This window comes from Vibrio comitans (genome assembly GCA_024346835.1).
GTDB lineage: Bacteria > Pseudomonadota > Gammaproteobacteria > Enterobacterales > Vibrionaceae > Vibrio > Vibrio comitans.
The window spans coordinates 983,406-1,007,216 of the sequence record AP024866.1 but is presented as its reverse complement, the minus strand read 5'-3'; the positions used below and the strand labels follow the sequence as shown (position 1 = coordinate 1,007,216).

General features: G+C 41.8%; 22 protein-coding genes and 1 tRNA gene. 3 read left to right on the top strand and 20 right to left on the bottom strand.

Translation table 11 applies throughout. The features are described from left to right. Positions 1-19 precede the first annotated feature (19 nt). From OCU46_RS04605 to OCU46_RS04550, 13 genes are all read right to left on the bottom strand, one after another. Complete coding sequence (locus tag OCU46_RS04605; protein ID WP_244311387.1) at positions 20-865, bottom strand: type II secretion system F family protein; 846 nt, start codon at positions 863-865, stop codon at positions 20-22. Then, positions 862-1,773: a type II secretion system F family protein gene (locus OCU46_RS04600; RefSeq protein WP_141271075.1), complete on the bottom strand. Its 912-nt coding sequence runs from the start codon at positions 1,771-1,773 to the stop codon at positions 862-864. The genes OCU46_RS04605 and OCU46_RS04600 overlap by 4 nt, the downstream gene beginning before the upstream one ends. Next, positions 1,773-3,053 carry a TadA family conjugal transfer-associated ATPase gene (locus tag OCU46_RS04595; RefSeq protein ID WP_141271074.1) on the bottom strand — a complete coding sequence of 427 codons (1,281 nt, stop codon included), beginning with the start codon at positions 3,051-3,053 and terminating at the stop codon, positions 1,773-1,775. The genes OCU46_RS04600 and OCU46_RS04595 overlap by 1 nt, the downstream gene beginning before the upstream one ends. Further along, on the bottom strand, positions 3,050-4,309 hold the full coding sequence (locus OCU46_RS04590) for a CpaE/TadZ family protein (protein ID WP_141271073.1): 1,260 nt from the start codon (positions 4,307-4,309) through the stop codon (positions 3,050-3,052). Before OCU46_RS04590 ends, OCU46_RS04595 begins: the two co-directional genes overlap by 4 nt. An 8-nt stretch (positions 4,310-4,317) precedes the next feature. Then, positions 4,318-4,794 (bottom strand): hypothetical protein, encoded by a 477-nt coding sequence (locus OCU46_RS04585; RefSeq protein WP_141271072.1) that lies wholly within the window; start codon positions 4,792-4,794, stop codon positions 4,318-4,320. Next, positions 4,791-6,134, bottom strand: a complete 1,344-nt coding sequence (locus OCU46_RS04580) for a type II and III secretion system protein family protein (RefSeq protein WP_141271071.1) — start codon at positions 6,132-6,134, stop codon at positions 4,791-4,793. The genes OCU46_RS04585 and OCU46_RS04580 overlap by 4 nt, the downstream gene beginning before the upstream one ends. Then, a complete protein-coding gene (cpaB, locus tag OCU46_RS04575; protein WP_141271070.1) occupies positions 6,134-7,000 on the bottom strand; it encodes a Flp pilus assembly protein CpaB in 867 nt (288 codons plus the stop codon). Before cpaB ends, OCU46_RS04580 begins: the two co-directional genes overlap by 1 nt. Positions 7,001-7,006: 6 nt before the next feature. After that, complete coding sequence (locus OCU46_RS20235) at positions 7,007-7,450, bottom strand: prepilin peptidase (RefSeq protein WP_141271069.1); 444 nt, start codon at positions 7,448-7,450, stop codon at positions 7,007-7,009. Positions 7,451-7,485: 35 nt separating this feature from the next. Further along, the gene (locus OCU46_RS04570; protein ID WP_141271068.1) at positions 7,486-7,668 is read right to left on the bottom strand and encodes a Flp family type IVb pilin; all 183 of its coding nucleotides are present in this window, start codon (positions 7,666-7,668) and stop codon (positions 7,486-7,488) included. 329 nt (positions 7,669-7,997) lie between these two features. Further along, positions 7,998-8,171, bottom strand: coding sequence for a Flp family type IVb pilin (locus tag OCU46_RS04565; protein WP_141271067.1), 174 nt, complete (start codon positions 8,169-8,171; stop codon positions 7,998-8,000). A gap of 187 nt (positions 8,172-8,358) precedes the next feature. Next, positions 8,359-9,312: a transcriptional regulator LeuO gene (gene leuO / locus OCU46_RS04560; protein ID WP_141271066.1), complete on the bottom strand. Its 954-nt coding sequence runs from the start codon at positions 9,310-9,312 to the stop codon at positions 8,359-8,361. A 298-nt stretch (positions 9,313-9,610) separates the two neighbouring features. Next, positions 9,611-11,752, bottom strand: a complete 2,142-nt coding sequence (locus OCU46_RS04555) for a bifunctional 2',3'-cyclic-nucleotide 2'-phosphodiesterase/3'-nucleotidase (RefSeq protein WP_244311386.1) — start codon at positions 11,750-11,752, stop codon at positions 9,611-9,613. A gap of 349 nt (positions 11,753-12,101) precedes the next feature. Next, positions 12,102-12,174, bottom strand: a tRNA-Arg gene (locus tag OCU46_RS04550). 433 nt (positions 12,175-12,607) lie between these two features. Here OCU46_RS04550 and OCU46_RS04545 point away from each other — a divergent pair. Further along, on the top strand, positions 12,608-13,195 hold the full coding sequence (locus tag OCU46_RS04545; RefSeq protein ID WP_141271065.1) for a YhgN family NAAT transporter: 588 nt from the start codon (positions 12,608-12,610) through the stop codon (positions 13,193-13,195). A 119-nt stretch (positions 13,196-13,314) separates the two neighbouring features. Then, a complete protein-coding gene (locus OCU46_RS04540) occupies positions 13,315-14,418 on the top strand; it encodes an alkene reductase (RefSeq protein ID WP_141271064.1) in 1,104 nt (367 codons plus the stop codon). A 56-nt stretch (positions 14,419-14,474) separates the two neighbouring features. Here OCU46_RS04540 and OCU46_RS04535 read toward each other — a convergent pair whose 3' ends face one another. The 3 genes from OCU46_RS04535 to OCU46_RS04525 all read right to left on the bottom strand — a co-directional run bounded on the left by OCU46_RS04535 (position 14,475) and on the right by OCU46_RS04525 (position 17,767). Next, entirely contained in the window at positions 14,475-15,599 is a 1,125-nt protein-coding gene (locus tag OCU46_RS04535) for a M20 family metallopeptidase (RefSeq protein WP_141271063.1), read from the bottom strand. Positions 15,600-15,666: 67 nt separating this feature from the next. Further along, positions 15,667-17,034: an anaerobic C4-dicarboxylate transporter DcuC gene (dcuC, locus tag OCU46_RS04530; protein ID WP_141271062.1), complete on the bottom strand. Its 1,368-nt coding sequence runs from the start codon at positions 17,032-17,034 to the stop codon at positions 15,667-15,669. A 286-nt stretch (positions 17,035-17,320) separates the two neighbouring features. Continuing rightward, a complete protein-coding gene (locus OCU46_RS04525; protein ID WP_141271061.1) occupies positions 17,321-17,767 on the bottom strand; it encodes a low molecular weight protein-tyrosine-phosphatase in 447 nt (148 codons plus the stop codon). Between the two features lie 169 nt (positions 17,768-17,936). Between OCU46_RS04525 and cobO the strand changes: the two genes are divergently transcribed. Continuing rightward, positions 17,937-18,533 carry a cob(I)yrinic acid a,c-diamide adenosyltransferase gene (gene cobO, locus OCU46_RS04520; protein WP_141271060.1) on the top strand — a complete coding sequence of 199 codons (597 nt, stop codon included), beginning with the start codon at positions 17,937-17,939 and terminating at the stop codon, positions 18,531-18,533. Between the two features lie 30 nt (positions 18,534-18,563). Here cobO and OCU46_RS04515 read toward each other — a convergent pair whose 3' ends face one another. The 4 genes from OCU46_RS04515 to apbC all read right to left on the bottom strand — a co-directional run bounded on the left by OCU46_RS04515 (position 18,564) and on the right by apbC (position 23,676). After that, the gene (locus OCU46_RS04515; RefSeq protein ID WP_141271059.1) at positions 18,564-19,253 is read right to left on the bottom strand and encodes an aspartate/glutamate racemase family protein; all 690 of its coding nucleotides are present in this window, start codon (positions 19,251-19,253) and stop codon (positions 18,564-18,566) included. A gap of 15 nt (positions 19,254-19,268) precedes the next feature. Then, positions 19,269-21,608 (bottom strand): AsmA family protein, encoded by a 2,340-nt coding sequence (locus OCU46_RS04510; protein ID WP_141271058.1) that lies wholly within the window; start codon positions 21,606-21,608, stop codon positions 19,269-19,271. A gap of 209 nt (positions 21,609-21,817) precedes the next feature. Beyond that, a complete protein-coding gene (udk, locus tag OCU46_RS04505; protein ID WP_017027752.1) occupies positions 21,818-22,459 on the bottom strand; it encodes a uridine kinase in 642 nt (213 codons plus the stop codon). A 143-nt stretch (positions 22,460-22,602) separates the two neighbouring features. Next, on the bottom strand, positions 22,603-23,676 hold the full coding sequence (apbC, locus tag OCU46_RS04500) for an iron-sulfur cluster carrier protein ApbC (RefSeq protein ID WP_141271057.1): 1,074 nt from the start codon (positions 23,674-23,676) through the stop codon (positions 22,603-22,605). Positions 23,677-23,811 lie beyond the last annotated feature (135 nt).

Below are 23,811 nucleotides of genomic sequence, written 5' to 3'. Positions count from 1 at the left end.
TATACTTATTATCCGCATGTCAATTACCCGTCATTAATCGTGTTATGCCCGGAGCTAAAATTAGTATTAAGATTGGGAACATTATAAATATAATCAAAGGACCACTCATTTTTGCCGATAACTTCCCAATTTTCTCTTCCATTACCAAGATCTGCTCGTTCCTGAAATCCTCAGCTAGATCAGATAAAACAGGAGCTATTGAAGTACCGTATTGAATATTTTGGGTGAGGGTTAAAGCAAAGCTTCGTACTTGTGGTGTAGGAACGCGTTTACTGAAATCTTTTAAAGCTGATTCCATCCCCTTAACTTCAGCCGCATCCGAAGTTTTTCGAATCTGATAGCATAGATCTTTATCAAATGACGTCAACTCATCACCTAAATACTTAAATGCTGCTTCTAATGTCATACCTGTTTGAACACACACAGCCATCATGTCTATCATATAAGGTAGTTGGCGGCTATTTTTCTCAATCAATCTATTTTTTCTTAGTGCTAAATAACTGTCTGGTAATACAATGATGATGACGATGATGGCCATAAAAATAAGAAGCATCTGCATAGACACTTCGACATATAGCAAAACCATCAAACTCAACACGATGAATGAACATATCTTTACCGGTGTATAATACCTAAGCATCTCATTGTTATATATTCCTGCATCTTCAAATTTGTTTCTGATATCTTTTTGGGTGCTTTTACCAAAGCCCCCTAGAGTTTCATGTACAAAACCAAAATTCAAATTTCTTCTATTACCAATATACCCATTGATTTTTATTTTTCGTGTTTTATTTTCTAGAACCTTGGTTACTAGCATTGACATAAGAACAGCGATAATAGATACCGAGATAAAAATCAAAATCATCGAATACTCCTTACCAACCACCACACAATCCCAAGGCCTATAAATTCACTGATTAGCAAATAGTAAAGAATCCACCTACCATCTGGGTTATACAACACGAATTCTAGATCTTTAGGGTTGACCAAGTTTAAGAAAAACAAAAATATAAACGGGATAGCACCTACAATTTTTGCTGAGATACGGGCTTCCGAAGTCATAGCCATTTTCTTTTTTTCTAGATTTCGAGACTCTACTAACACCCTAATTAGTTTGCCAAGAACTGATTTAAGTTGACCTCCTCGCTCAATATTAGCTCTAATTGTTATGACGAAAAATAAAAAAGGAGGGTAAGGAAATCTACGACTTGATCGAGAAAATATACTTTCAATAGACTCCCCTAATTTCATACGATCTGAAATATCTTTGAACTCTCGGCCAATATCAGTATCAGATACTTTACCAACATAAGTAAAACCTCCATTAATACTTTCACCAGCTGTAACCGCACTCATCAGAATATTAAGTGCATCAGGGAAATCATTGTTAAAAGCTTTTCTTCGCTTATCAATTAGAGTTTTCAATGCAATGAAAGTAGATAAAGTAGAAACGAATAAACAAAAGTAAATATTTGAAAGTTCAAACCACTTTGTGTTGATGGCTACAGAAATAAAATTTACAGTTATAAGAAAAAAAATTACTTTTAAGACTGGTTTATTGCCCAAAGATGCTTTTATTACACTGGAAAAATTTTTTATATTTGTAACTACCGATGACTGCACTAACCCATTAATGTCAACAGCAGTTTTATCTTTTGTCTTCTTTGTGTCTACACTTTGAAGAAAGACAGCACGAGGATCAGGCTTCCTTTTAGTAAAAGAGTACAATGCAAGACTTAAACCCAGTGCTAATATAATGTAAGCCAATCCCATTAAGCTGATTCCGCCATTTCATAAGCAGCATCCAGTTCTCTTGATAAACCGTAGGCCGCTGCTTGTTCAGTAATCATTGAACGATTAGAAAGACCGCTTGAAACAAACGCACCAGTAAGTTTATCTTTACCCTGCTCTGCGTCAGGAACAAACTTAAATAGTTCTTCCATGACCGCCGCCTCACCTTCCAGTCCATATATTTCACTAATACTAGTGACCTTTCGACTACCATCTCTCAATCGATTTACCTGAATTATAAGATTTACAGCGGACACTATTGTTCTGCGGATAGCTGGCAGAGGTAAAGATAGATTCGCCATCATGACCATTGATTCAATTCGGGACAGGGCATCACGAGGTGTATTAGCGTGCAATGTAGACATAGAACCATCATGTCCGGTGTTCATCGCTTGTAGCATTTCAAAAGCTTCGGCGCCACGACACTCTCCCAATATAATGCGTTCAGGGCGCATTCTTAGAGCATTGATTACCAAGTCTCTTTGAGTGATCGCTCCACCACCCTCGGTGCCCGCAGGACGCGTTTCCAAACGAACAACATGAGGCTGTTGAATACGCAACTCTGCAGCATCTTCAATTGTCAGAATACGCTCATCACTGCCTATATACTGAGACAAAGCATTAAGTAGTGTTGTTTTTCCCGAGCCGGTACCACCTGAAATAATGATATTTAAACGACATCGAGCAGCTATCATCAAAACTCGAGCCATAGCTGGAGACATGGCACCGAAGCCTACCAATTCCCTAAGGCCTAACTTTTGTTCCTTAAACTTACGAATGGAAATAGCCACTCCATCCAGTGCAATAGGAGGTATCACCACGTTTACACGGCTACCATCATTCAATCGAGCGTCACACAATGGGCTAGACTCATCTACACGCCTTCCAACGTTATTGGCTATTCTTTTTGCAACCTCAAGTAATTGCTTGTCATTCATGAAAGAAATGTCAGATTTTTGAGTTTTGCCATTTCGTTCAATGAAAACTTCGTCGACACCATTAACCATGATGTCAGAAATACTTTGGTCTTCCATAAGCTCTTGCAAAGGACCTAAACCAATAAGTTCATCGACCATGCTTTTTGTTAACTCAGCCCTAGTCACCGCCGGAACCGGAATCGCATAGTTTTCAGATAACTTACCAATGGCTTTTTCAATTTGTTGGCCCAGTTCTTGGCTTGTCATCTCACTAAGTACACCAGCATCTATAACTTCGAATATCTTGGCTCTAAAGTCTTCATACAACTCCTTCGTCAAACTCATTTAGCCTTCCTCCCCTTTGGAATAAACTTAGAAAAAAAACTATTCTTCGACTTTGACTGCCCATTGATTAACATTGTGAGATCAGCAATCCCGCTATTAGATCCTTTCTCTAGATCATAGATTCGGTTACCATCAATCAATTGTTTGGCAGCGTATTTATAGAAGGGGATTGAAACGTCGATTTTGTGTTTTACAAACTTCTCTACTTCTTCCTTAGTTAAATTAAAACTACCTTCTGGGCGATGAAAATTTAGCACTATCAGAATTCTTGGACGAGCTGCTTGCGGTATCGCTACCTCGTTAATTTTGTCAAGCAAGCGCTGAGCTGATCTTACCGATGATACCGAGGGTTCAATAACAAGAATGGTTATTTCCGTTTGCGTGACAATGTGTTCAACATCCAATTGAAAATCCACTGACGCTGAGTAATCGTTAACTATAAAATTAGCTTGACGAGCTAACTTTTCTGACAGTGTGTGGGTATAGTTTTCCAGTAACTCTAAATTTGCATCCCCCTTAAGGCCCAAGTAAAGGAAGTTTTGACTTACTTCATATAAATAGTTTCCCGCAGATTCTTCATCCAACTTAGCTAGCTCAACAGTAATGCTGTTAATGTCCACTTGCTCTAAGTCTTTCTTACTCACAATGATATCGATAACGCTAGAAATATACTGATGATCGACTAAAACGGTACGACTTCCTTTTTTTGCCAATAGCGAACAGATTTCGGCTGTAATAACTGATGTTCCCAGTCCACCCCGAGATCCAATTACAGCGACTCTTTTGGCCTTGCGGAATAAGCCATTTTTAAAGCGTTTACCATCATTTTCACTCGCGAGCTTGAGGTTGCTAATCAGCTCTAGTTTTTCTGTTGGCCAAGGAATATAATAAAATCCTAACTTTTCGAGGTAACGCAATGTGTGAATTGAATCTGTCTTTCCTATAATCACAACAGCTTTATCGTTCGGTAAGCGATTATTTAATTGCTCTGCATCTCTCAAGATATCTTCTGATGCAGTTAATTCAGCAATGATCACTTTACCTAACTCTGTACCTTTATATGTTATTGGAGAGCCTTTAATACATTTCGGTTCTTCTAACCCTTCGAAGCGATACGCTTCTAAAATAGCTTCTTTGCATTCATATTCTTGATAAAAAACAGTAACTCCCCCGCTCTCACCTAGTTCGGGGGATTTTGACGTTGACTTCTTTTTCTTATCGATATCAAGAGATAACTCTTCAGACAAATCAAACATAATAGAGCCTATTGAACTATTTTATTAGGATTAACTATTTGCGAAGTAATGTTTCGCTGAACTGTGCATCCAGATTGAAAATGCGCATTGGTAATAGTTAGCGGCCTACAATTATTCAAAATTGTTTTCCATTGCAAAACAGTTAATGTTACAACATCTTTTTTTTCACTGGATTCTAAAGATATTCGAGCTGGATCTACTTTAAAAGAGAGCAACGATTCATACACACTATTAATCTGTTTCTGATATTTTCTTGGATAATGCAGCTGAAATACTGCATTTTGGAGTTCAAACTGAGTAACTATTCTGTTGAACTCTTCTATATCTAGATATTCACCTTTTGAATTAAAACTAATCTCAAAAGAATGTACTTCCTCATAGACAACGCTCTCACTCCCCATTCGATTTACTGCATGGTCAGCACAACCTGAGAGTACAAAAATAAATAAAGAGAAAAAGAGGTAATAAAAGGTGGAAAAAGTCACTGTGCAAACCCTCCCACTTCAAGTAAATCTATAAATTCAGCATCTTGAGCATCTTTCTGATTGAACCCGCCACTCATTCCCATCCAGCGCTCAAGGGTATTGGTCCTGTTCATACGGGGAATGTTCAAAGTACTAGCCGACGTAGGCTTTACAAGGTTTACAGTGGCAATAATGACTACTTCTGTACTGCGACGATCAGTGGTAGATTTGCTAAATAATGCCCCAAAGAATGGAATATCACCAAGTAGTGGGATCTTCTGCAAATTTTCTATATCTTCGCTACTCATCAACCCTCCTATCATAAAGGTTTGACCGTCAGCAATTTCTATTGTGGTCGTTGCTCTTCGGGAACTCAGTTGCGGTACTTCAGTTGATTCAATTCTGATAATATCATCGACAACACTAACGCTAGGCTGCACGCGAAGCCTTATTTCATTTTCATTCATAACCTTAGCGGCAATATCTAAACCAATACCATATTCTTTAAACTCAATAGTAGTCCCATTGGTATCGGAAATGATCATTGGTATCTCCCCCCCGACTAAGAATGATGCCTCTTCGCCCGATAATACTGTCAAGTTTGGCTCTGCTAGCACCTCAGCCAAAGATTCATCGGATAAAGCAGTAATGACTGCTGAAAGATCAGTTGCGGTGAGATCTGGGAACGTAAATACGCCTGGACTTGCCCCCGTAGAGCCCCAATCAACTCCTATCGTTTCATTAAAGTCACTACCTACTTGAGCTATAGTAGTTCGCACATTGACCTGAAACGGAAAGCTCAGCTCTAAACCTTCTATAATGCCTTCATAGGTGTAATTTCGATAAAAGTGAGTTTTAGGGTCCACCCTGAACGGAGCAGTAAGATCTTCTGTCATGTCGTCGGTTAACTCCCAACGAGCTGCTTTTTCGAAGCCTAATATGCCAGCTGTTATTGCATAAATTTCGTCTCTTTGCTTTTCTGTATACACGATACCGTTGATAGCTACTCTACTCCCAATACTCTGAATAGAAATATTGAGATCAGGAAATCGTTGTTTAATTTCATTTCGAACATGTTGCAGAGGTTGGATTATATTAACGTGACGCGACAAAATTAGACGACCATCAATATCGTATATCATCAAGCGTGTCTGACCGATGCTACTGCCAAACACAACTATTTGGCGTTCATTGATCACCTTATAGTCAGCTATCATGGGCTGACTCATAAAGACAGTACCTATCTGTTGTTTGGTTCTAATTGAGCGAGCGTCATTTAGTGGGATATCGTAAGCCGCAAATACGGCGAAGGAGAAAAGAAAAGCAAAGAAGAACGTAATAAATGACCAAATAGAACGCATTAGTATACCTCAACATTAGTCATCTGAGTTTCCGATTCAGTTCCGCGTAATTCACGTATACCTTGATAGTTTTCAATGACATCAGTCATATTTGCCATTGGAATTATACTATTTGCATGAGAGCGATACATTTCGAGGTGCATTGTACGTTGTGCAAGCGAAAGCTTTGATACAAACTCAGGCTCGATCTCTAGAACGACGATGGTTTTCGAATCATTTTTGGATGACATACGTGGACTAATGGTCGTCTTACTCACCGACTTTCCATCGTCCTCTACAGTGTTTTGTTCGAACGCCAATACTTTAACATTACGTATTATTGTACCGGCCGTAACTCCTCGAAATTGAGAGATACGTGCATCTTGATCGGCTAAATTCACTTCTGGTGAGCTCACAGAAACAATATCGACGAAATCTCCCGATCGAATGTAGTTGTTAATTAAGTTAGATGTAGAAATAGGTAATGGATACAAAATCATCCCTTCGGATGCTAAGAGATCAAGATAACCACCGTCGTCAGGATTGGTCAGAAAATTAGCAAATACCCATTCATCTTTTGCAATAGTTTTGTTTGCTAAAGTATCGGACTCTATCAACAGTTGAACGTCGGAAAAAACAGCTATTTTGTGTGCATCCGACTCATTTACCTCAATGCGGTTAAAGTCACCTTTAGTAACTTGCTGACCACGTTCAATATGACGATTAGCTTTCCAAAGTACTAATTGTCGCTCAACGGACTCAGAGACGTATGCATCTTGCTTTTGTTGCTCATTATCTTCAGTACGGGCACTCACGTTTTTAAAGAGTACAAACAGTCCTATAGAGATGCAGATAAAAGAAATAAAAAAGATAACGCGTGAATTCATAAAATCTCAATTATATATAGCAACAGAGTATAAAATTCCATAAAGAAAGATATTAGATCCTGAAATAATCGCGAGTCCGTACGGAAGCCCTCTATCTTTTCTGCTGCGAAATACCAATCTATATTTTACCCAATAGAAAATGGAAATAATCCCACCACAAAGCAAAATCAAATAAATTACGTAGGGAAGTAATGAAATCATAAATAGAGGGGAGATGGCGATTAGCAACTTGCTATCACCACCAGCCCAAACTCTGAATTTATAAATCACAATACTAATAAAAGACAACATTAAAATCGATAACAACACGGCCTTATTAGTCATCCAAGGTGTACTAATAAAATAGGAAAGTAAAAATATTAATATACACTGGATGTTATAAATCTTTCTATATTTAACATCCGTATATATTACTGTTAAACTTACGACACTATATAATATTAAGAACAAACCTTATGTAATCCATATATCAATAATTAAGCTTACTACCCCTTAGAACCAGCAGTTAATGTAGTTGTTATATTAGTAAAAGTTGTAAGGAGCTCATCACCCATAGTCAATACAGCAGCACCAATTGCAACAGCAACAGCTACTGCGATCAAACCATATTCAATCGCAGTCACGCCGCGCTCATCTTTAATAAAACGAGTTAGAAAATTTTTCAACATGTTCAAGTTCCTTATTAAATCATCATGTTAGGGAAATCCCATAAAAGCCATTCCATACTAAAAGTAATACTTGCAAACCTCAAAAAAACACTAAATCTCAAATTCCGCACAAGGAAACACCCTGTTAACAAAACAGGAACAATACATTTCTTTGTTAGGGTTTTCTTACAAACATTTAGTGACAATCATCACGAATTCACCAAGCGCTGACAATTCTTAACTTTATCCTGATATTTATTTTTATGCGTTCTAGGTTTATTTATGATTCTTGTAAGCACTATGTGAACAAAAATATAGCAACAAAGAAAGAGACTTGGAGGAGAGAAAATTTAGAATGAGATTATGATTAATTCATAGAGAGATGATAATGTCGACATGAAACCGATATCATTATTTCCCATTATAAGTGCTAATACAGTGGCAATTGCCATGCCTATCATTCCATACTCAATAGCAGTAGCACCTGTTTGGTCTATAATGAATTGTCTAATGAATGAAAACATTGAGAGCCTATAATTCTGTTTGAATTTATTCTATTCAATAGCGCCTAAAGAAACAAATTCATTTATATTAGTTTCACTTATACTTACCCATAACTTTATATGTCGGATAAAAATAAAACCTCATTCACTTCTGAACGAGGTTTCCTTGAAGCGATATAGAGTATTTATTAGTTTCAGTGAAAATTAGTCACTTAATAATATAAGGCAATGATCGCTCAAATACACTCTGAATCTGCTCTTTCATCCAATTATGAGAACCGTCCTTTTCATTGGCTTGATGCCAATTCAAATAGGTATTGAATCGATCATCTCTGCCTGGCAGTTGAAGCATGCGAATGTCAAACTGACTTCCTGCTTGCTCTATTACGCGGCGAGGGGCAACCGTAATTAAGTCTGTATTAGCAACTACAGCCATCACCTCATCTAAGCTACTCGAAATATAGGTTGGCTTTTGGCTTAACGCTTTTATTTTTTGAACCCGAGTCTGCATATTAGCCGTGACTGCTATTTTCTCTGTTTGTAAGAACTCAAAGCAAAGACTTGTATATTGAGTAAGACGCGGATGATTGCTCGCAAACACCACAACCAGTTCATCGGACACTAGCAAACTATTTGTAAAACCGTCGGTCATTACTGGTTCTACATCAATCACAAAATCAACGTTTTGGTTAAGGGGGGTACTTGTCTGGTTTGCTTCAGAAATCAAAGACAAAGTAATACCCGGCGCTGTCTCTGATATCTGAGTTATAAGGTTACTCAAGTAACGCTGATCTTGGGGCGCACGAAGCACGATGTGGTAGTTGCGACAAGACGACTCAGCCTCAAAGCGACTGTTAGGAAGCTCATCTCTAATAATGTGCATCGCATGGCTTAACGAGCTTTGCAGTTGTTCTGCACGAACTGTCGGTACAATCCCGCGGCCCATACGCTCAAACAATTCATCATCAAACAAAGCACGTAAGCGCGACAATGCGTTACTTACAGCAGGTTGAGACATGTTTAAGATCCTTGCTGCGCGAGTCACGTTCCTTTCAGCCATCACAGCCTCAAATACAACAATAAGGTTGAGGTCTACTTTCCTTAGTAGCGATATAGTATCGGGGTTGGTCGAGGTAAATGTGGGGGTAAGGGTTGCCTGCATGGTCAATTCTCTCTGTGTCTAAGCCAATTATGCACGCGAATACCGTTTTATTTTTTGTATGGCATCGCTGTACAGAGAGTGAACTATAAATGAGGCTGATGATTTATATGGAATAGTCGATATAACGCTTCGGGAAATATCGTAACTTGGGAATAATTTCAACTAAAACAGAAGGTTACTAATTAGTGATGTTCTATTTTTGTTTGATAGCTGAAACATCAGAAACAAAAGTGTAACCAAATAAAACAAGGGCAAGCCTATTGGCCTGCCCTGAGTTATTAATCAATCATGAAAACGATTATTTGAACGTATAGGTGTACACGCTATAACCTTCGTTGTCACCAACATTGCCAGTTTCGTTAGTAAATTCAATTGAATCTACTTCATCAGCAAATTCTTCTGCTCTTGGCGATGATAGGAAGTTAACTTTCAGGCCTTGAGTACCCATTAGGCTAAAGTTTTTAGCGTTAACAAACTCGTGCATAGGCGGCTCAACATCAAATTCATTGGAATCAGCCTGCTCTGCTAGATGCTTAAGATATTGATCGACCAACTCACGGTTAGAATAAGCTGCATCTTCAAGAACCAATTCAGCATTGTCGACACCAGGTATCCAGTTGTTCGATGCACGATAGTTGTTAGTCACTACATAAACTACTTGGTCGTTATCTAAAGTCTTACCATTATACGTGATATCACTGATACGACGATTCTCCGCTGGGTCTAGCTGTGCTTCACCATCGATAAGTTCACCGCTATCATCCACTAAATAACGAGGCTCTTGAGTCACATCGATAGTGTAATGCAGATCAATATTGTTACCTTGTTGGTCCCAACCACCGTAGAAAACATCTAAGTTGTAGCTACGGAACATTTGGTGCAGAAGTGCATCACCGTCATTGGCCACCGTTTTGTACTGTTGAGAAGCAATCGTTTCTAGCCACTCTTTAACATCTGCAACTGTTAACTTCAAAATCGCTGGAGTATTGTTGTCGAATACGTACAGGTCAGCAACGCTGGCATTGGTTAACTCTTCGCCGTTGATGTCAGTGTAGTCATCTCTACCACCACGACCACCTTTAAATGGTGCCGAAACCGATAGCAGAATTTCACCCTCTTTGATTTCTAGTTCGCCGTCTTCAATAAGCTGTTGACCCCAGTGGAACTGAGCTTCATTAACAATTTGCACTGACAAGTCTGGTTCAATTGCAGAGAAGAAGCTGTTGATCTTTTGCGAGATACCTAGAATAGGCTCAGCCATATAATCTATGGTTTCTTGGTGATCGCTTGCTACTACAGCGACAACTTGAGCGGCAACAGCGCTTTCATTTTCTGGTAGAGTACGTAACTCTGCAGTACTCGCTCCGTAGTTCACAGACCAAGTTTCACCTTCATCACGGGTCTCAACTACAAGGTCAATAACACCTACATGATTACCCCAGAATCCAGGCATTACAGCAGGTTTGCCGAAGATCTTACCAGCAGGTGCATCCACACCTTCCATACCATCATAGCTACCTGCGGTAGTTGGGAAGTTATTATGATCGTGGCCAAACATGATTGCATCAATGCCATCAATCTTAGCTAGTTGCCACGTTGCGTTATCAGCAAATGGAACATCTAGATCAGCACCAGTTAGACCAGAGTGAGGAATTGCCACAATAATGTCAGCGCCTTCCTCTTTCATCATAGGGACATAGTGAGCAGCAGTCGCTTTAATATCAGAAACGACTACTTCACACTCTAGGTGGCTCTTATCCCAGCTCATGATATTAGGTGGTGTAAAACCAATAACCCCAACTTTAAGCGTATAGCTTTCACCATTCCGAGCAATGAATTCTCTGTCTAGCATCACGTATGGTTCGAATGCTGGCTCTGCTGAACCAAGGAACTCTGATTCTACTCTCAACTCGCACGAGTTAGCTTGAAAACTATCTGCCGTTAAAAGGTTTTCGTCATATTCAAATACATTAGATACAACATAAGGGAATTCGGCGTGTTCTGTCGCAGCTTCCAAGAAGTCTAAGCCATAATTAAACTCATGGTTACCGATGTTTGCTGCATCGTAATCCATCAAGTTCATAGCTTTGTATACTGGATGAGGATTCTGGTTCAGGTAGTCACTGTCTTGCGCAAACTGATTCGCAATGTAATCCGCCATTGGGCTACCTTGGATAAGGTCACCATTGTCAAACAACATGCTGTTGCTTACTTCACCGCGTGCTTCATCGATAACCAATGCAGTACGTGCGAAACCAAAACTTGGCTCGTACTTATTAGCAAAGTAATCAAACGGCATCATATTACCGTGTAAATCTGTGGTTTCCATCAAGCGAAGGTCTATTGAAACCTTACTATCATCTGAGTCACTTGCACTATTACAGCCTACCATTACTAGTGATAACGCACTGCATACTGCAACATTCTTAGTAAAAGACATTGAATCCTCGTTTATTTACGATATAAAAATCGACGAGGATAATAAGCTTATTTTGTGACTATGCTATGTCTGCAAATACAGAATATGTTTCCAGTTATTAACCAAATGACACTCATTTATAGAGTTAAAGCTCTATTTTAGAACCAAATGCCATCACCTTAATGACATTTAACAGCGAAGATTGCCATGCAATCGGTTGCGCCACCGTTTGCATGAAATGTAACTGTTGAAATAACTTTTTATTTAGGGAGAGGAGCAAGAGGGATTAAAAGCAGTATTTAGGTGGTACCAAGAAGGTATGATGCTCCCAGTAGTTGCTAGTAGAAACACAACCGTAGAGCTAATTTAGCGTCCCCTACAGGATTCGAACCTGTGTCTAAGGCTTAGGAGGCCCTTGTTCTATCCAGCTGAACTAAGGGGACGTAACAATATGTTTACCATAGCTGTTCTATTGCAACAATCCCAAGCCATTCGGGTGATGTTTTTATGCTCAATTAGAGCCTAACATTTTGAACGCGATCGGCTCTTAGTCATCATCCAAGAGATTTCAGTTCGAATTGAAGGCCTGTTGCCTTCCCTACTTTAATAGGCTCTATCTTTTTTTCTTTATCAGCTGTTAGCCTTTGTTTCCTCCCTTTAGGGCAAGCAATGTTTACTGTCTCAATAATTATCTAACGTCTATTACGATGCGGTGATTTAGAAAAAGACGGCAATTTTCTGAGCTTTTTTCTGAAACTAGCCTCCTATTCAAGCTAACTATCTGACAAAACAAGGGCTATTCTTCTGTACAGATAGACACATGTTGTTTCATAATCTCGGCTTTTAATTAATCAGCCAAAGCTATCAGGACATTGAATGGATACTATATCAGCCGCTGTGATGCTCTTTCTTATCATGGACCCTATGGGCAACCTGCCCATCTTTACGTCACTACTAAAACACATTGATAAGAAACGCCGCCGCCTAGTATTGATTCGTGAATTAGTGATAGCGCTCGTGGTGATGTTTCTATTCCTATTCGCAGGCGAGCAGATCCTTACGTTCCTTGGTTTGGATAAAGAAGCCGTCTCTATTTCTGGGGCTATCATTCTATTTTTGATCAGTCTAAAAATGATCTTTCCACCTGAAGGCGGCCTGGGTGCTAGCCTAGGGGCGGGTGAAGAACCTCTGATAGTGCCACTAGCGATTCCGATGATGGCAGGTCCATCTATTATCGCTACCTTAATCTTGCTTGCTCACCAAGATCCACACCGCATGATGGATTGGTCATTAGCTCTTGTTGGTGCTTGGTCCGCATCTGCCGTGATCTTAATGTTCTCAGAGCTATTCCAGCGCATCGTTGGCGAGAAGGGCCTGAAAGCTGTTGAGCGACTCATGGGGATGCTACTGCTGATGATCGCAGTTCAGATGTTCTTGAATGGCATTGAAAGCTACCTAGCCTAGCCCACTCCAAGTTGATTATTGCGAAATGGGTAAAAGTATTTTGCTCATTTTGCGGTTTAAGACAAAAGTCCTCACTGATAGTCTAGCCTCAGTTTCCAAACCCATTAAGGCATTGACTCATGACTTCAGCACTATTTGAACCTATCAAACTCGGTAACATCACTCTTAAGAATCGTATCGTAATGCCGCCAATGACTCGCTCTAGAGCCTCTCAACCTGGCGATGTTGCAAATGAAATGATGGCAACCTACTACGCTCAGCGCTCTCAAGCAGGACTGATCATCTCTGAAGGCACTCAAATCTCACCAATGGGCAAAGGCTATGCCTGGACTCCTGGCATCTATAGCAAACAACAGATCGCTGGCTGGAAAAAGGTGACCGAGGCAGTCCACAGCAATGGTGGCAAAATATTCGCTCAGCTGTGGCATGTAGGGCGTGTGACCCACCCAGATAACATTGAAGGTCACCAACCTATCTCTTCTTCTGCAATCAAGGCGGAAAACGTCAAGGTATTCATCGACAATGGTTCGGATGAGCCCGGCTTTGTTGATGTAGTAAAACCAAGAGAAATGACCACTTCTGACATCAAAGATGTGATCGCAGAGTTTCACCAGGCGGCGTTAAATGCTCTCGAAGCAGGATTTGATGGCATAGAGCTTCACGCGGCCAATGGTTACCTAATCAATCAATTTATCGACTCTGAGTCTAATAGCCGTACTGACGAATACGGCGGCAATCTAGAGAACCGCTTACGCTTTTTAAATGAAGTCGTGACAACCTTGGTTGATGCCATTGGTGCAGACCGCGTAGGCGTGCGTCTAGCCCCACTCACTACCCTAAATGGTACAGTGGATGCAAATCCAGAGCACACCTACACTGAAGCTGCTAAGCTATTGAACTCGCACAACATTGCCTATCTACACATTGCTGAAGTGGACTGGGATGATGCTCCTGATACTCCTAAGGCATTTAAACTTGCACTTCGTAAAGCGTTCAAGAATACCTTGATCTACGCAGGACGATATAAAGCGGATACAGGCTCAAAAGCTGTCGAAGAAGGATTGGCCGATATGATAGGTTTTGGCCGACCATTTGTAGCGAACCCTGACCTACCAGAAAGAATTAGAATTGGTGCACCTTTGGCACAGCACGATCCAAATACCTTGTTTGGCGGCGATGAAAAAGGGCTCACTGATTACCCGACGTTTACGCAGCAGAAATAACAAAAAGCCCCTACTGCATAAGCTTTAGGGGCTTTTTACAAACAACTAACTAGCGATTATAAACGATTAAGTACATTCACCAATAGATCGAGCCTTGGCTTGATAGAATCAATCAGAAGGTACTCTTTATCCGAGTGAAGACCTGCACCTGATGGCCCAAAGCCATCTAACGTTGGCGTACCTACATTAGCAGTGAAGTTACCGTCTGAACCGCCACCAGCATTTTCCCAGCCATAAACAAGATTCAATTTATCAGCTTCACTGCTGACCAGTTCAATCATTTGTTCCGTCGCTTGGGTTGGGATCATAGCTGGCTTAAATGCTAGTCGCTTGACCTCGACTGTTGCTCCGGGCTCAAACGGTGTTTTCGCCATTTGCTCTAGCTTCTGATGGATAGCTTCTGCCTCTTCATTGTTCCAGAACCGCAAATCAACAATCGCTTTAGCGTAATCAGGAACCACATTGACAGCCACTCCCCCTTCAACCGTACCCACGTTCATCGTGGTACCCGTCTCTAGGTTCACCATATCCTTAATTGCTAGGGCCCAGTGACTCAGCTCGTAAATAGCTGATACACCATCTTGCAGCGCCGAACCTGCATGAGAGGCTACGCCATGAAAGGTTATTTCGTACTTTGCATTACCTTTGCGAGAGCGGATCAGATTGCCATTAGCACGCGAGGCTTCGCACACTAGCACTTTGTTACTCTTGCGAGCTAAAGACTCGACCCACTCTCGAGAGTATCTAGAGCCAATCTCTTCATCGGAGTTTAAAGCGACAACGATAGCAAGCTTATCTCTTTGCTCAGTAGACAGCATCTGCAAAGCATACCATGCGCTTAAGATCCCTGACTTCATGTCCGTCACACCAGGACCATAGATCTTCTCACTATCGAAAGTAAGAGGACGTGCAGCCACCGTGCCATCTGGAAAAACCGTATCCATATGCCCGCAAAGCATGACATCGTAATGCGCTGCATTAGGTTTATTGGTGATTTCCAGACAAGGACCTGCATCGCTATGAACTGTATGTCGTGTAACGTTAAACCCTATTTGTTCAAACATAGGAATCAGCACATCCGCTACATTAGCAATGCCCTGCGCGTTCGCACTGCCACAATCTATATTAACCAGTTTTGAAAGTTGCTCAATATAGGTATTTACGTCAAAAGAAACTGCCATGATACACCTCGAGAGAGCTCTCTAATTGAGGTTTAGAGAGCATATTTGAATTGATTGCGCTGTCAGATTAAGCCGCCATAGGTACAAGGAAAATGGTACCAATGATAACGGTCGCAAGACCACACATAACGGGAACAAAGGTACGTTTGACCACCTCAAATGGGCTGATGTTACCCATACCTGAAGTTGCAACAATAACACCAGAAACGGGAGAGATTGTACGACCTAAGTTAGAAGCCTGCAGCATTGGAATAATAAGGAACGCAGGGTTAATACCCATTTTTCCTGCTAACGCAGGAGCCAGTTCTACAAACGCATAGAATGGTGCATTTCCAGAGCCTGTAGCGATGGCAGCGGCAACCGTAAGTCCAGTAAGCAATAGCATTAGCGCAATCGCGCCTGCACCGGCATTGTCTGCTAGGTGAATCAGGTTATCAATAGCACCAATAGACATTAGGCCTTGAGCAAATACGCCAGCGGCCACCAGCAACATTACCACGCCTTTAAACGCATCGGCCATACCTGCATAGCAAGATTCAAGGTCTTCAAGAGTTTGCTTGCCATCAAAACGCTTCACTACGTAATCCACTACTGCGCCAATGAAAATAGACAGTACAACGATGGTATAAATATCGAGCGATAAGCCTGGAATAGTGCGGCCATTAAATAAGAACACACCTAGAATTGGTAGGAATGGCAAAATAGCATAAAACGCAGGTGCATTCACTTCCATCTCGGAGAGGTCTAGCTTCTCCATTGGCGTGTTTTGCTTTTTATCTAGATAATTGTTCCAGAAGTAAGCGGCAACAGCCATAACTGCTATGGCACTGATTGAAACTGGCAATACCGTTTGGAACGCAAAGATATCGAGCGCCATACCTGATTTTTCAGCAGCAATCACAACATCACCCGAAGTTGGTGACAAAATGATCGCAGCAGGTGATGCACACACCGCAACGGCAGCCGGTCGAGAAATACCCATAGCCGTCATCATTGGGAACAAGGTCGCCATTAATAGTACGCCAAGCCCTGTTGCTGAGCTTACCGCCAAAGACATCAAACACGCCACGATATAAGCCGCGACTAATAGGATGTATGGTGATTTAATTACCGAAAGAGGTTTTGAAAACTGCTTTACCACAACATTGTTTGCGCCAATGTGCGTCATATAAGAAGCAAAACCGCACAGCAACATGATCTGTAGACCAAGGCCACCGCCACGGTACTGAAGCATATACTTCACAAACTCAAGAGCATCGGTAAATGTATTGCCGGTTGATGCTACCTTAGCAGGCAGTACGGTATGGCCTAATAAGCCAGTAATAATAAGAAGTGCGAGGCCCGCTGTCAGCAGTATACCTGCTGCGCGATAGCCTTTTATAATGAAGTAGCCGACGATTACTGTGGCGACTAATCCAATGAGGAGCTCTAACATGTCGATAAACCTTGCTAATGTTCAATTTATCGACGCAACTTATCAAAGCCATTACATTCAAAAGGCGACTCAAATCAACTTTTGATACGCTTTCACGGATAAAAGTTACATTTACTTACATTTGCGGGTTGTATCAATCTTTCACTATTTTAAATAGCATTTAATTCAACGCATTGATTACATAATGAAAACAAATAACTCTCACTTATACATCATGCCCATTGCAAAAGGGAAACCTAATCTCGGCTTCCCCTAATTCCAATTGCACGAACCTCATCATGAAGGTTTACAGCTGCGCGAGTATCTTGTCACTACCACTTTCTATCAGATCAAGCACGTGCTCAAATCCTTGCTCCCCACCGTAATAGGGATCGGGAATTTCTTCCGTCTCTAAGCCTGCACCTTGAAGAAACAGCGCTAATTTATATTGATACTCACTAGGACAGATGCCTTGAAGGTCGGCAAGGTTTTGTTTGTCAGCCGCCAATATTTGGTCAAAATAATAGAAATCTTCTTGTGTCACTCCGCGAGCTTTTTTTCTTCCAAAAGAGTAGCCCCTACTTTTCGCTGCCGCCGCCGAGCGACTATCTGGCTTTTCTCCGTGGTGATAATCTATGGTGCCCGCTGATTCTACCTCAATTAATAAGCCCTTATTTTCGGCTCTTGTTCGCAGTACAGCCTCGGCCGTTGGACTGCGGCAAATGTTCCCCATACACACAACCAATATCTTCATTGCGATCGATCCTTCTTTTATTGGTAGAACTATGTTTATCATAACCTTAGCTCGGGATCTGAAAGTCTCAATACCGAGTATTACTTATGAATAGCAGAATGCAGATTAACATCATCATTTTGTGCCGAAGATATGACGGAAATATGTCAGCAATATAACGGGAAGGACCATGACTCAACAACAGGATCGCCACCAGCAACGCCAACAAAAACTAAAAGAAAAAGTCGATGAAAAGATAGCTGCGGCTACTGAAGAAAAAGGTCTATTGTTGGTCATTACCGGTAATGGAAAAGGAAAATCCACATCAGGGTTTGGCACCGTTGCTCGTGCTGTAGGGCACGGCTTTCGCTGTGGTGTAGCTCAGTTTATTAAGGGCACATGGGACAATGGAGAGCGAAACCTCTTGGAGCAGCATGGGGTTACATTCCATGTAATGGCAACAGGCTTTACATGGGAAACTCAAAATAAAGAAGCTGACACAGAAGCGGCGCAAGCCGTATGGCAAGAATGCAAAAAGATGTTGCAAGACCCAAGCCTCGATGTGGTTTTGCTTGATGAGCTAACTTACATGGTCAGTTTTGACTATATCGATTTAGACGAGGTTATTACCGCGCTAGAACAGCGACCGAATCAACAATCAGTGGTCATTACCGGCAGAGGAGCGCATCGCTCTTTAATTGAGCTTGCAAATACTGTGTCTGAAGTGAGAAACGTTAAACATGCCTTTGATTCTGGCATCATGGCTCGCAAAGGTATTGATTGGTAGAGAAACCGCGGGCTGTATGTGTTGTTTTACTTAGCTCAGTGACCAATCAACGGCAGAAGTTGCGTGGATCAGCGTGGTATCAAATAAAGGAACGTCTGTGTGTTCATCACTGACTAATAGACCAATCTCTGTGCAACCAAGGATCACGCCTTGAGCCCCGCGTGATTTTAAGTCTGAGATAATATCAAGGTAGATCTGGCGAGACTCAGGCAAGATCTTACCTTGGCACAGTTCTTCATAGATGATCTTATGGATCTGTTTGCGCTGCTCTTCATCTGGCACCACTACCGTAATAGCCTGGTCGGTCAGCCTCTGTTTGTAAAAGTCTTGCTCCATAGTGAAAGCGGTGCCGAGCAAAGCCACTTTGTCGATATTGGCTTGCTTAAGTGCTTTCGCCGTCGCATCAGCAATGTGCAAAAGAGGAATAGAGATAACCTGCTCGATATCCCCTGCCACCTTATGCATGGTATTGGTACAAATCACAATAGCTTCAGCGCCTGCAGTTTGCAGAGAAAGGGCCGCTCTGGATAAAATCTTAGCGGCTTGCTTCCACTCCCCTTCTCGCTGAAGCTTTTCTATTTCGGCGAAGTTTACGCTGTAGAGCACCAACTTCGCCGAGTTCAGACCACCTAGGCGTTGCTTAACTTGAGTGTTTAACAACTGATAGTAGGTTTGAGTTGACTCCCAACTCATTCCACCTATTAAACCTAAGGTCTTCATTGTCGCTTACCTCGATTAGAATAATTTCTTCAGCAACGAGTCTGTGATGTTCTTGGTATCTTCATCACTGGCTTTATCACCCAGTAGCTTTTTCAAACCACGTTCAGTTTCTTTCTTCGCCTTTTCTTCGAGCTTTTTCTTATTGCGTTCAATCTCTTGCTGCTGAAGAGCCGCTAAATCTAGACTCACTTTAGGACTTGTCCAGCCACCTTGCAAACGTAAAGGGAGAGTTAAATCGGTCAGATCATCAATATCTTTACCGCCCTGTCCCTCTAGAGAGCCAACGATTGAGGTTTTAGCCAAGATGTCCATCGTCTCGTTGAGGTAGTTAGCATCACCACTTGCCTTGATACGCAATAATGGAGACTGTACCGACACACCAGACAGTGTTGCGACCCCTTTGTTCAGCTTAACCACAGCATTCATAGCGCTAAAGTCCGTTTTCTTTGCCTCTGCTTCCTTAGGCACTTCTTCGCCCTTGAATTTGGCATAGTTGGAGCGAATTATCTGGGCTACATTAATACCGTTAATCGCTCCATCCGCAAACTTGACCTGTACCGTGCCGGCTAGATGCTTTTTCAGCTCGTCTGGGATAAGGCTTTTACCCTTTAGGTCGATATCAATATTACCCGTGCCTTCAAGAGTATTATTGTCGGCCACGTCCACTAGCAAAGGACCGACCTTTACGTTCCTAACGCTAGCATCGATATCGTAGCTCGCAACAGGCTGCTTGGCATTGATTACAGCTTTGGCATTGATACTGCCTTGATAAAGTTTCGCTTTTAAAGAGCGTAAGTTAAACACGCCATCTTTAATGGCAATGTCGGCAAAGGCATTTTGCATCTTGGCATTGCTTGCTTGAAGTTTATCAATAGTGATATTACCCGCAACATCCACCGTCTTAAGTACAGATAAGTCCGGTTCTTGTGCTGCTTGAGAAGCATTGCTTGATGATCCTGACGTTTCTTTTTCTGCTGTCGCAGGCTCCGCCGAATCTGCTCCAGTCCACTCATCTACGTTGATGTTTGGACTATGCAGCTTAAAACGAACCTTAGGGATATCCGCTAAAACAACACTGCTACTACCATCAAATTGCAAATCGTTGGCGGCCAGTTTGTTTAGAATCAGCGACAATTTATTCTTAGTAAGATCAAATTCTATATTCGAGTTTATATCCAAGTTAATTGGATTTTGCGGTAGCGTATCCCCAGCTATCTTTCCTTTTAGATCAAAGCCATTGATATTTACCTTAGAGATAGCCTCATCAACCAACAGGCTACCCATGATGGTCAGATTGCTATCCATCCCTGCAGCATTACCAATCACCGCCAACTGAAAACCACCTGGTTGTCCAAATTTAAATGATGACAAGCCCAGTCTAACCGTCTCTAAATTCAGATCTTTGCCTTTTAAAGGGGTTTCTAAAGCGAGATCTTTAATGGCAAAGGTGGCAAGGTCTTGCTCCAGTAGCGCTTGCACAGAGCTAGTCATATCAAACTCATTACCCGCCGCATTACCTTTAGCGAGCAAAGATACGTTTGCCCATGCACCCAGCTTGAACTCATCAACTTTCAACTCAAAGCTCGCCAGATCAAAATCAGGTTGTGAGAAGCTTCCGCCAATTTCAATATCTTTGACTTGGTAGTCGGTGAACTCAGCATTAGTTTTTGCGTTCGCTTTACCGGATATAGCAAATGTCTGTTGGTTGTTCACCCCAGAGAAGCTAAAGCTGATAGGGGTCCACTTATCAAATTCAAAGTTGGCAACCTGCAGATTGACGTTCTCAAGCTTGGTGTACAACTTAGCCTGGTCATCTTTGATCTCAAGAAAGGCGTTTTCAATGTTTGCCCCTTCAAGTGAGATAGTCCATGGTTCTGCTGGCTCGTCAGCACTGCTACTCGCAGATTCGGTGCTCGGCTCAGCAGTAGGCTCGGTAGATGCTGATTCTTCTGCTGCTTGTTGAGATCCAGTAAGTGAATCGAGGTTGCTACTACCATCAGCGAGAGTTTCCATGTAGAACTCAGCGCCAACTAAGGTCACATTGCCTACTCGCAGTTCTTTGTCCAGCAAGGGAAGAACAGAGATATCCAAACCGACTTGGTCGACCTTCAGCATATTCGGGGTACTAAACCCTTCAGGATTACTTAACGTTGTTTTACCAAGAGAAAATCCAATAGAAGGAAAGAACTGCCAACCAATATCTCCTTCGATGGTTAAATCAAGGTTGGTTTGTTTTTTAGCTTGTTCCACCAGCATGGGTTTAAATTGATTGGGGTCGACAAATACTAGCAAGGCAACAACAGCTAATATGACCAACACGATTGGTGTGATGATAAATAGTGACAGCTTTTTCATCTTTTCTTCCCTGTAACCTGATTTTTCTATGCGTTTGCTGGGCTTGGCAAACGTTAGATACAAAAAATGGCACATCCGTGCCATTTAATTCTTAACCAAAACTTGCCACTTGTATGTAACGTCAGCCTAAAAAAATATGTGCTTATTCTTTAGGTTTAATGAAACCGTCTGTGCCAAGTCTATTAAAGCGACAACTATTCAGTAAATTACTAAGATTTCAATAATTTAGCAATATGCGCTTTCAATACATCAATCGCAATACGGTTTTTACCACCACGAGGAACAATGATGTCGGCGTATTGCTTTGAAGGTTCAATAAATTGCATGAACATTGGGCGCACTGTTTTTTGGTATTGGTTCAGTACTGATTCCATGGTGCGGCCACGTTCTTCAACGTCACGCTTCACACGGCGTAGCAAACAAATATCCAAAGGAGTGTCCATAAACACGCTTGCATGCATAATCTTACGAAGACGAGGGTCTGTTAGTAGCAAGATACCTTCAAGGATAATAACTTTTTTAGGAGTCATTGTTTTGGTGTTGCTAGTGCGAGTATGCTCTGTATAGCTGTACTCCGGCACCTCAACAGCATGGCCATCAGCCAATTGCTGAAGATGCTCACACAATAGATCGTGATCCAATGCCTTTGGATGGTCGTAGTTGGTCTTTACGCGTTCTTCCATGCTCAAATGACTTTGGTCATTGTAGTATCTGTCTTCCGTGATAACACCGATTTGATCTGGGCCTACCTTTGCACGCAGCTCGTTATAGATAGTACTTGCAATAAGGCTCTTACCGGATGCCGATGCACCCGCGATGCCGACGATGACACATTGATTATTTTCAGACATTTACTGATCCTAACGAAAAACAGAATTTAAACCGTGTAATTATAGGGATTGATAAACTTTGATACCAGAAATAAGCTCATAATCCCTAAAGGTTGAGTGTAAATTAATCAACCATTAGCAATTACCGAACACAATGCGCACAATTATTTTACTTCAACAAAACTGATACGCTCAGGCTGTGGTTTTCCATGCCAAAATAGGCGACTCACTACTTGTTCTGCCAACTGTAAATACCCTTCTGCTTGCTCTGCTGATTCGGGATTGACCACCGACGGCACCCCCATATCGATGTCGCGGCGAACATTAAGATGTAATGGTAGTTGACCCAGTACCGATATCCCCTTTTCTGCGGCCAACTTTACCGCACCACCACTGCCAAAAATATCTTCATGTGAGCCACAGTTGCTACACACGTGATATGACATATTTTCGATAAGCCCCAGCACGCCAACCTCGGCTTTTTCAAACATAGCAATGCCTTTTATGGCGTCTGCCAACGCCAAGTCTTGAGGTGTGGTGACTACTAAAGCACTGGTCAATGGGATCTCTTGGGAAAGGGTCAATTGCAGATCGCCCGTGCCCGGCGGCATATCGATAATAAGATAATCCAACTCTGGCCATTGCGTCTCTTTGAGTAATTGCATCAACGCCTTTGAAGCCATTGGGCCACGCCAAACCGCTGCATCATCGCTAGAGACTAAATAGCCAATGGATTGAGTGAAAACGCCGTGTGCCTCTAATGGTTTCATCCACTTATTGTCGACTATTTCTAAGTTTTTACCTTTAGTACCAAACATCAAAGGGATAGAAGGGCCGTACACATCCGCATCCAAAACGCCCACCTTAGCGCCTTGCTGAGCAATAGCCAGTGCGAGGTTAGCGGTAGTAGTGGATTTCCCTACCCCGCCCTTTGCCGATGTCACTGCAATGATATTTTTAATACTCGTTAGGGTGCTAACCACTTTGCTCTCTAGCGGGCGTACTCTTGCTGAAACATAAAATGTGTACTCATCCCACTCATCAGGGGCATCGTGCTGTGATATCCAGTTCCCAACCGCTTGAGTTAAAGACTCCACCAAGAAGGGAATCTCTACATCAATCGCTTTGTCCTTTTCGTCTACGGTCACGACACCTTGAGTCGTCGCCCACTCACTCACAAGTAACGGATGCTGAAACTGATTCAACCAAGCATGAAGATCCTGTATTTCTTTATTCATTGATGTGTCCTTTTCTAATTATGAATACATCTTAGCGTTAATATCGCCCTGAATTAACAGGATTCTTTCACCTATAACAAATTATCGACATATGTGCGGTTATTTTCAGCAATTAGCGAGATCTCCTCACTTGTT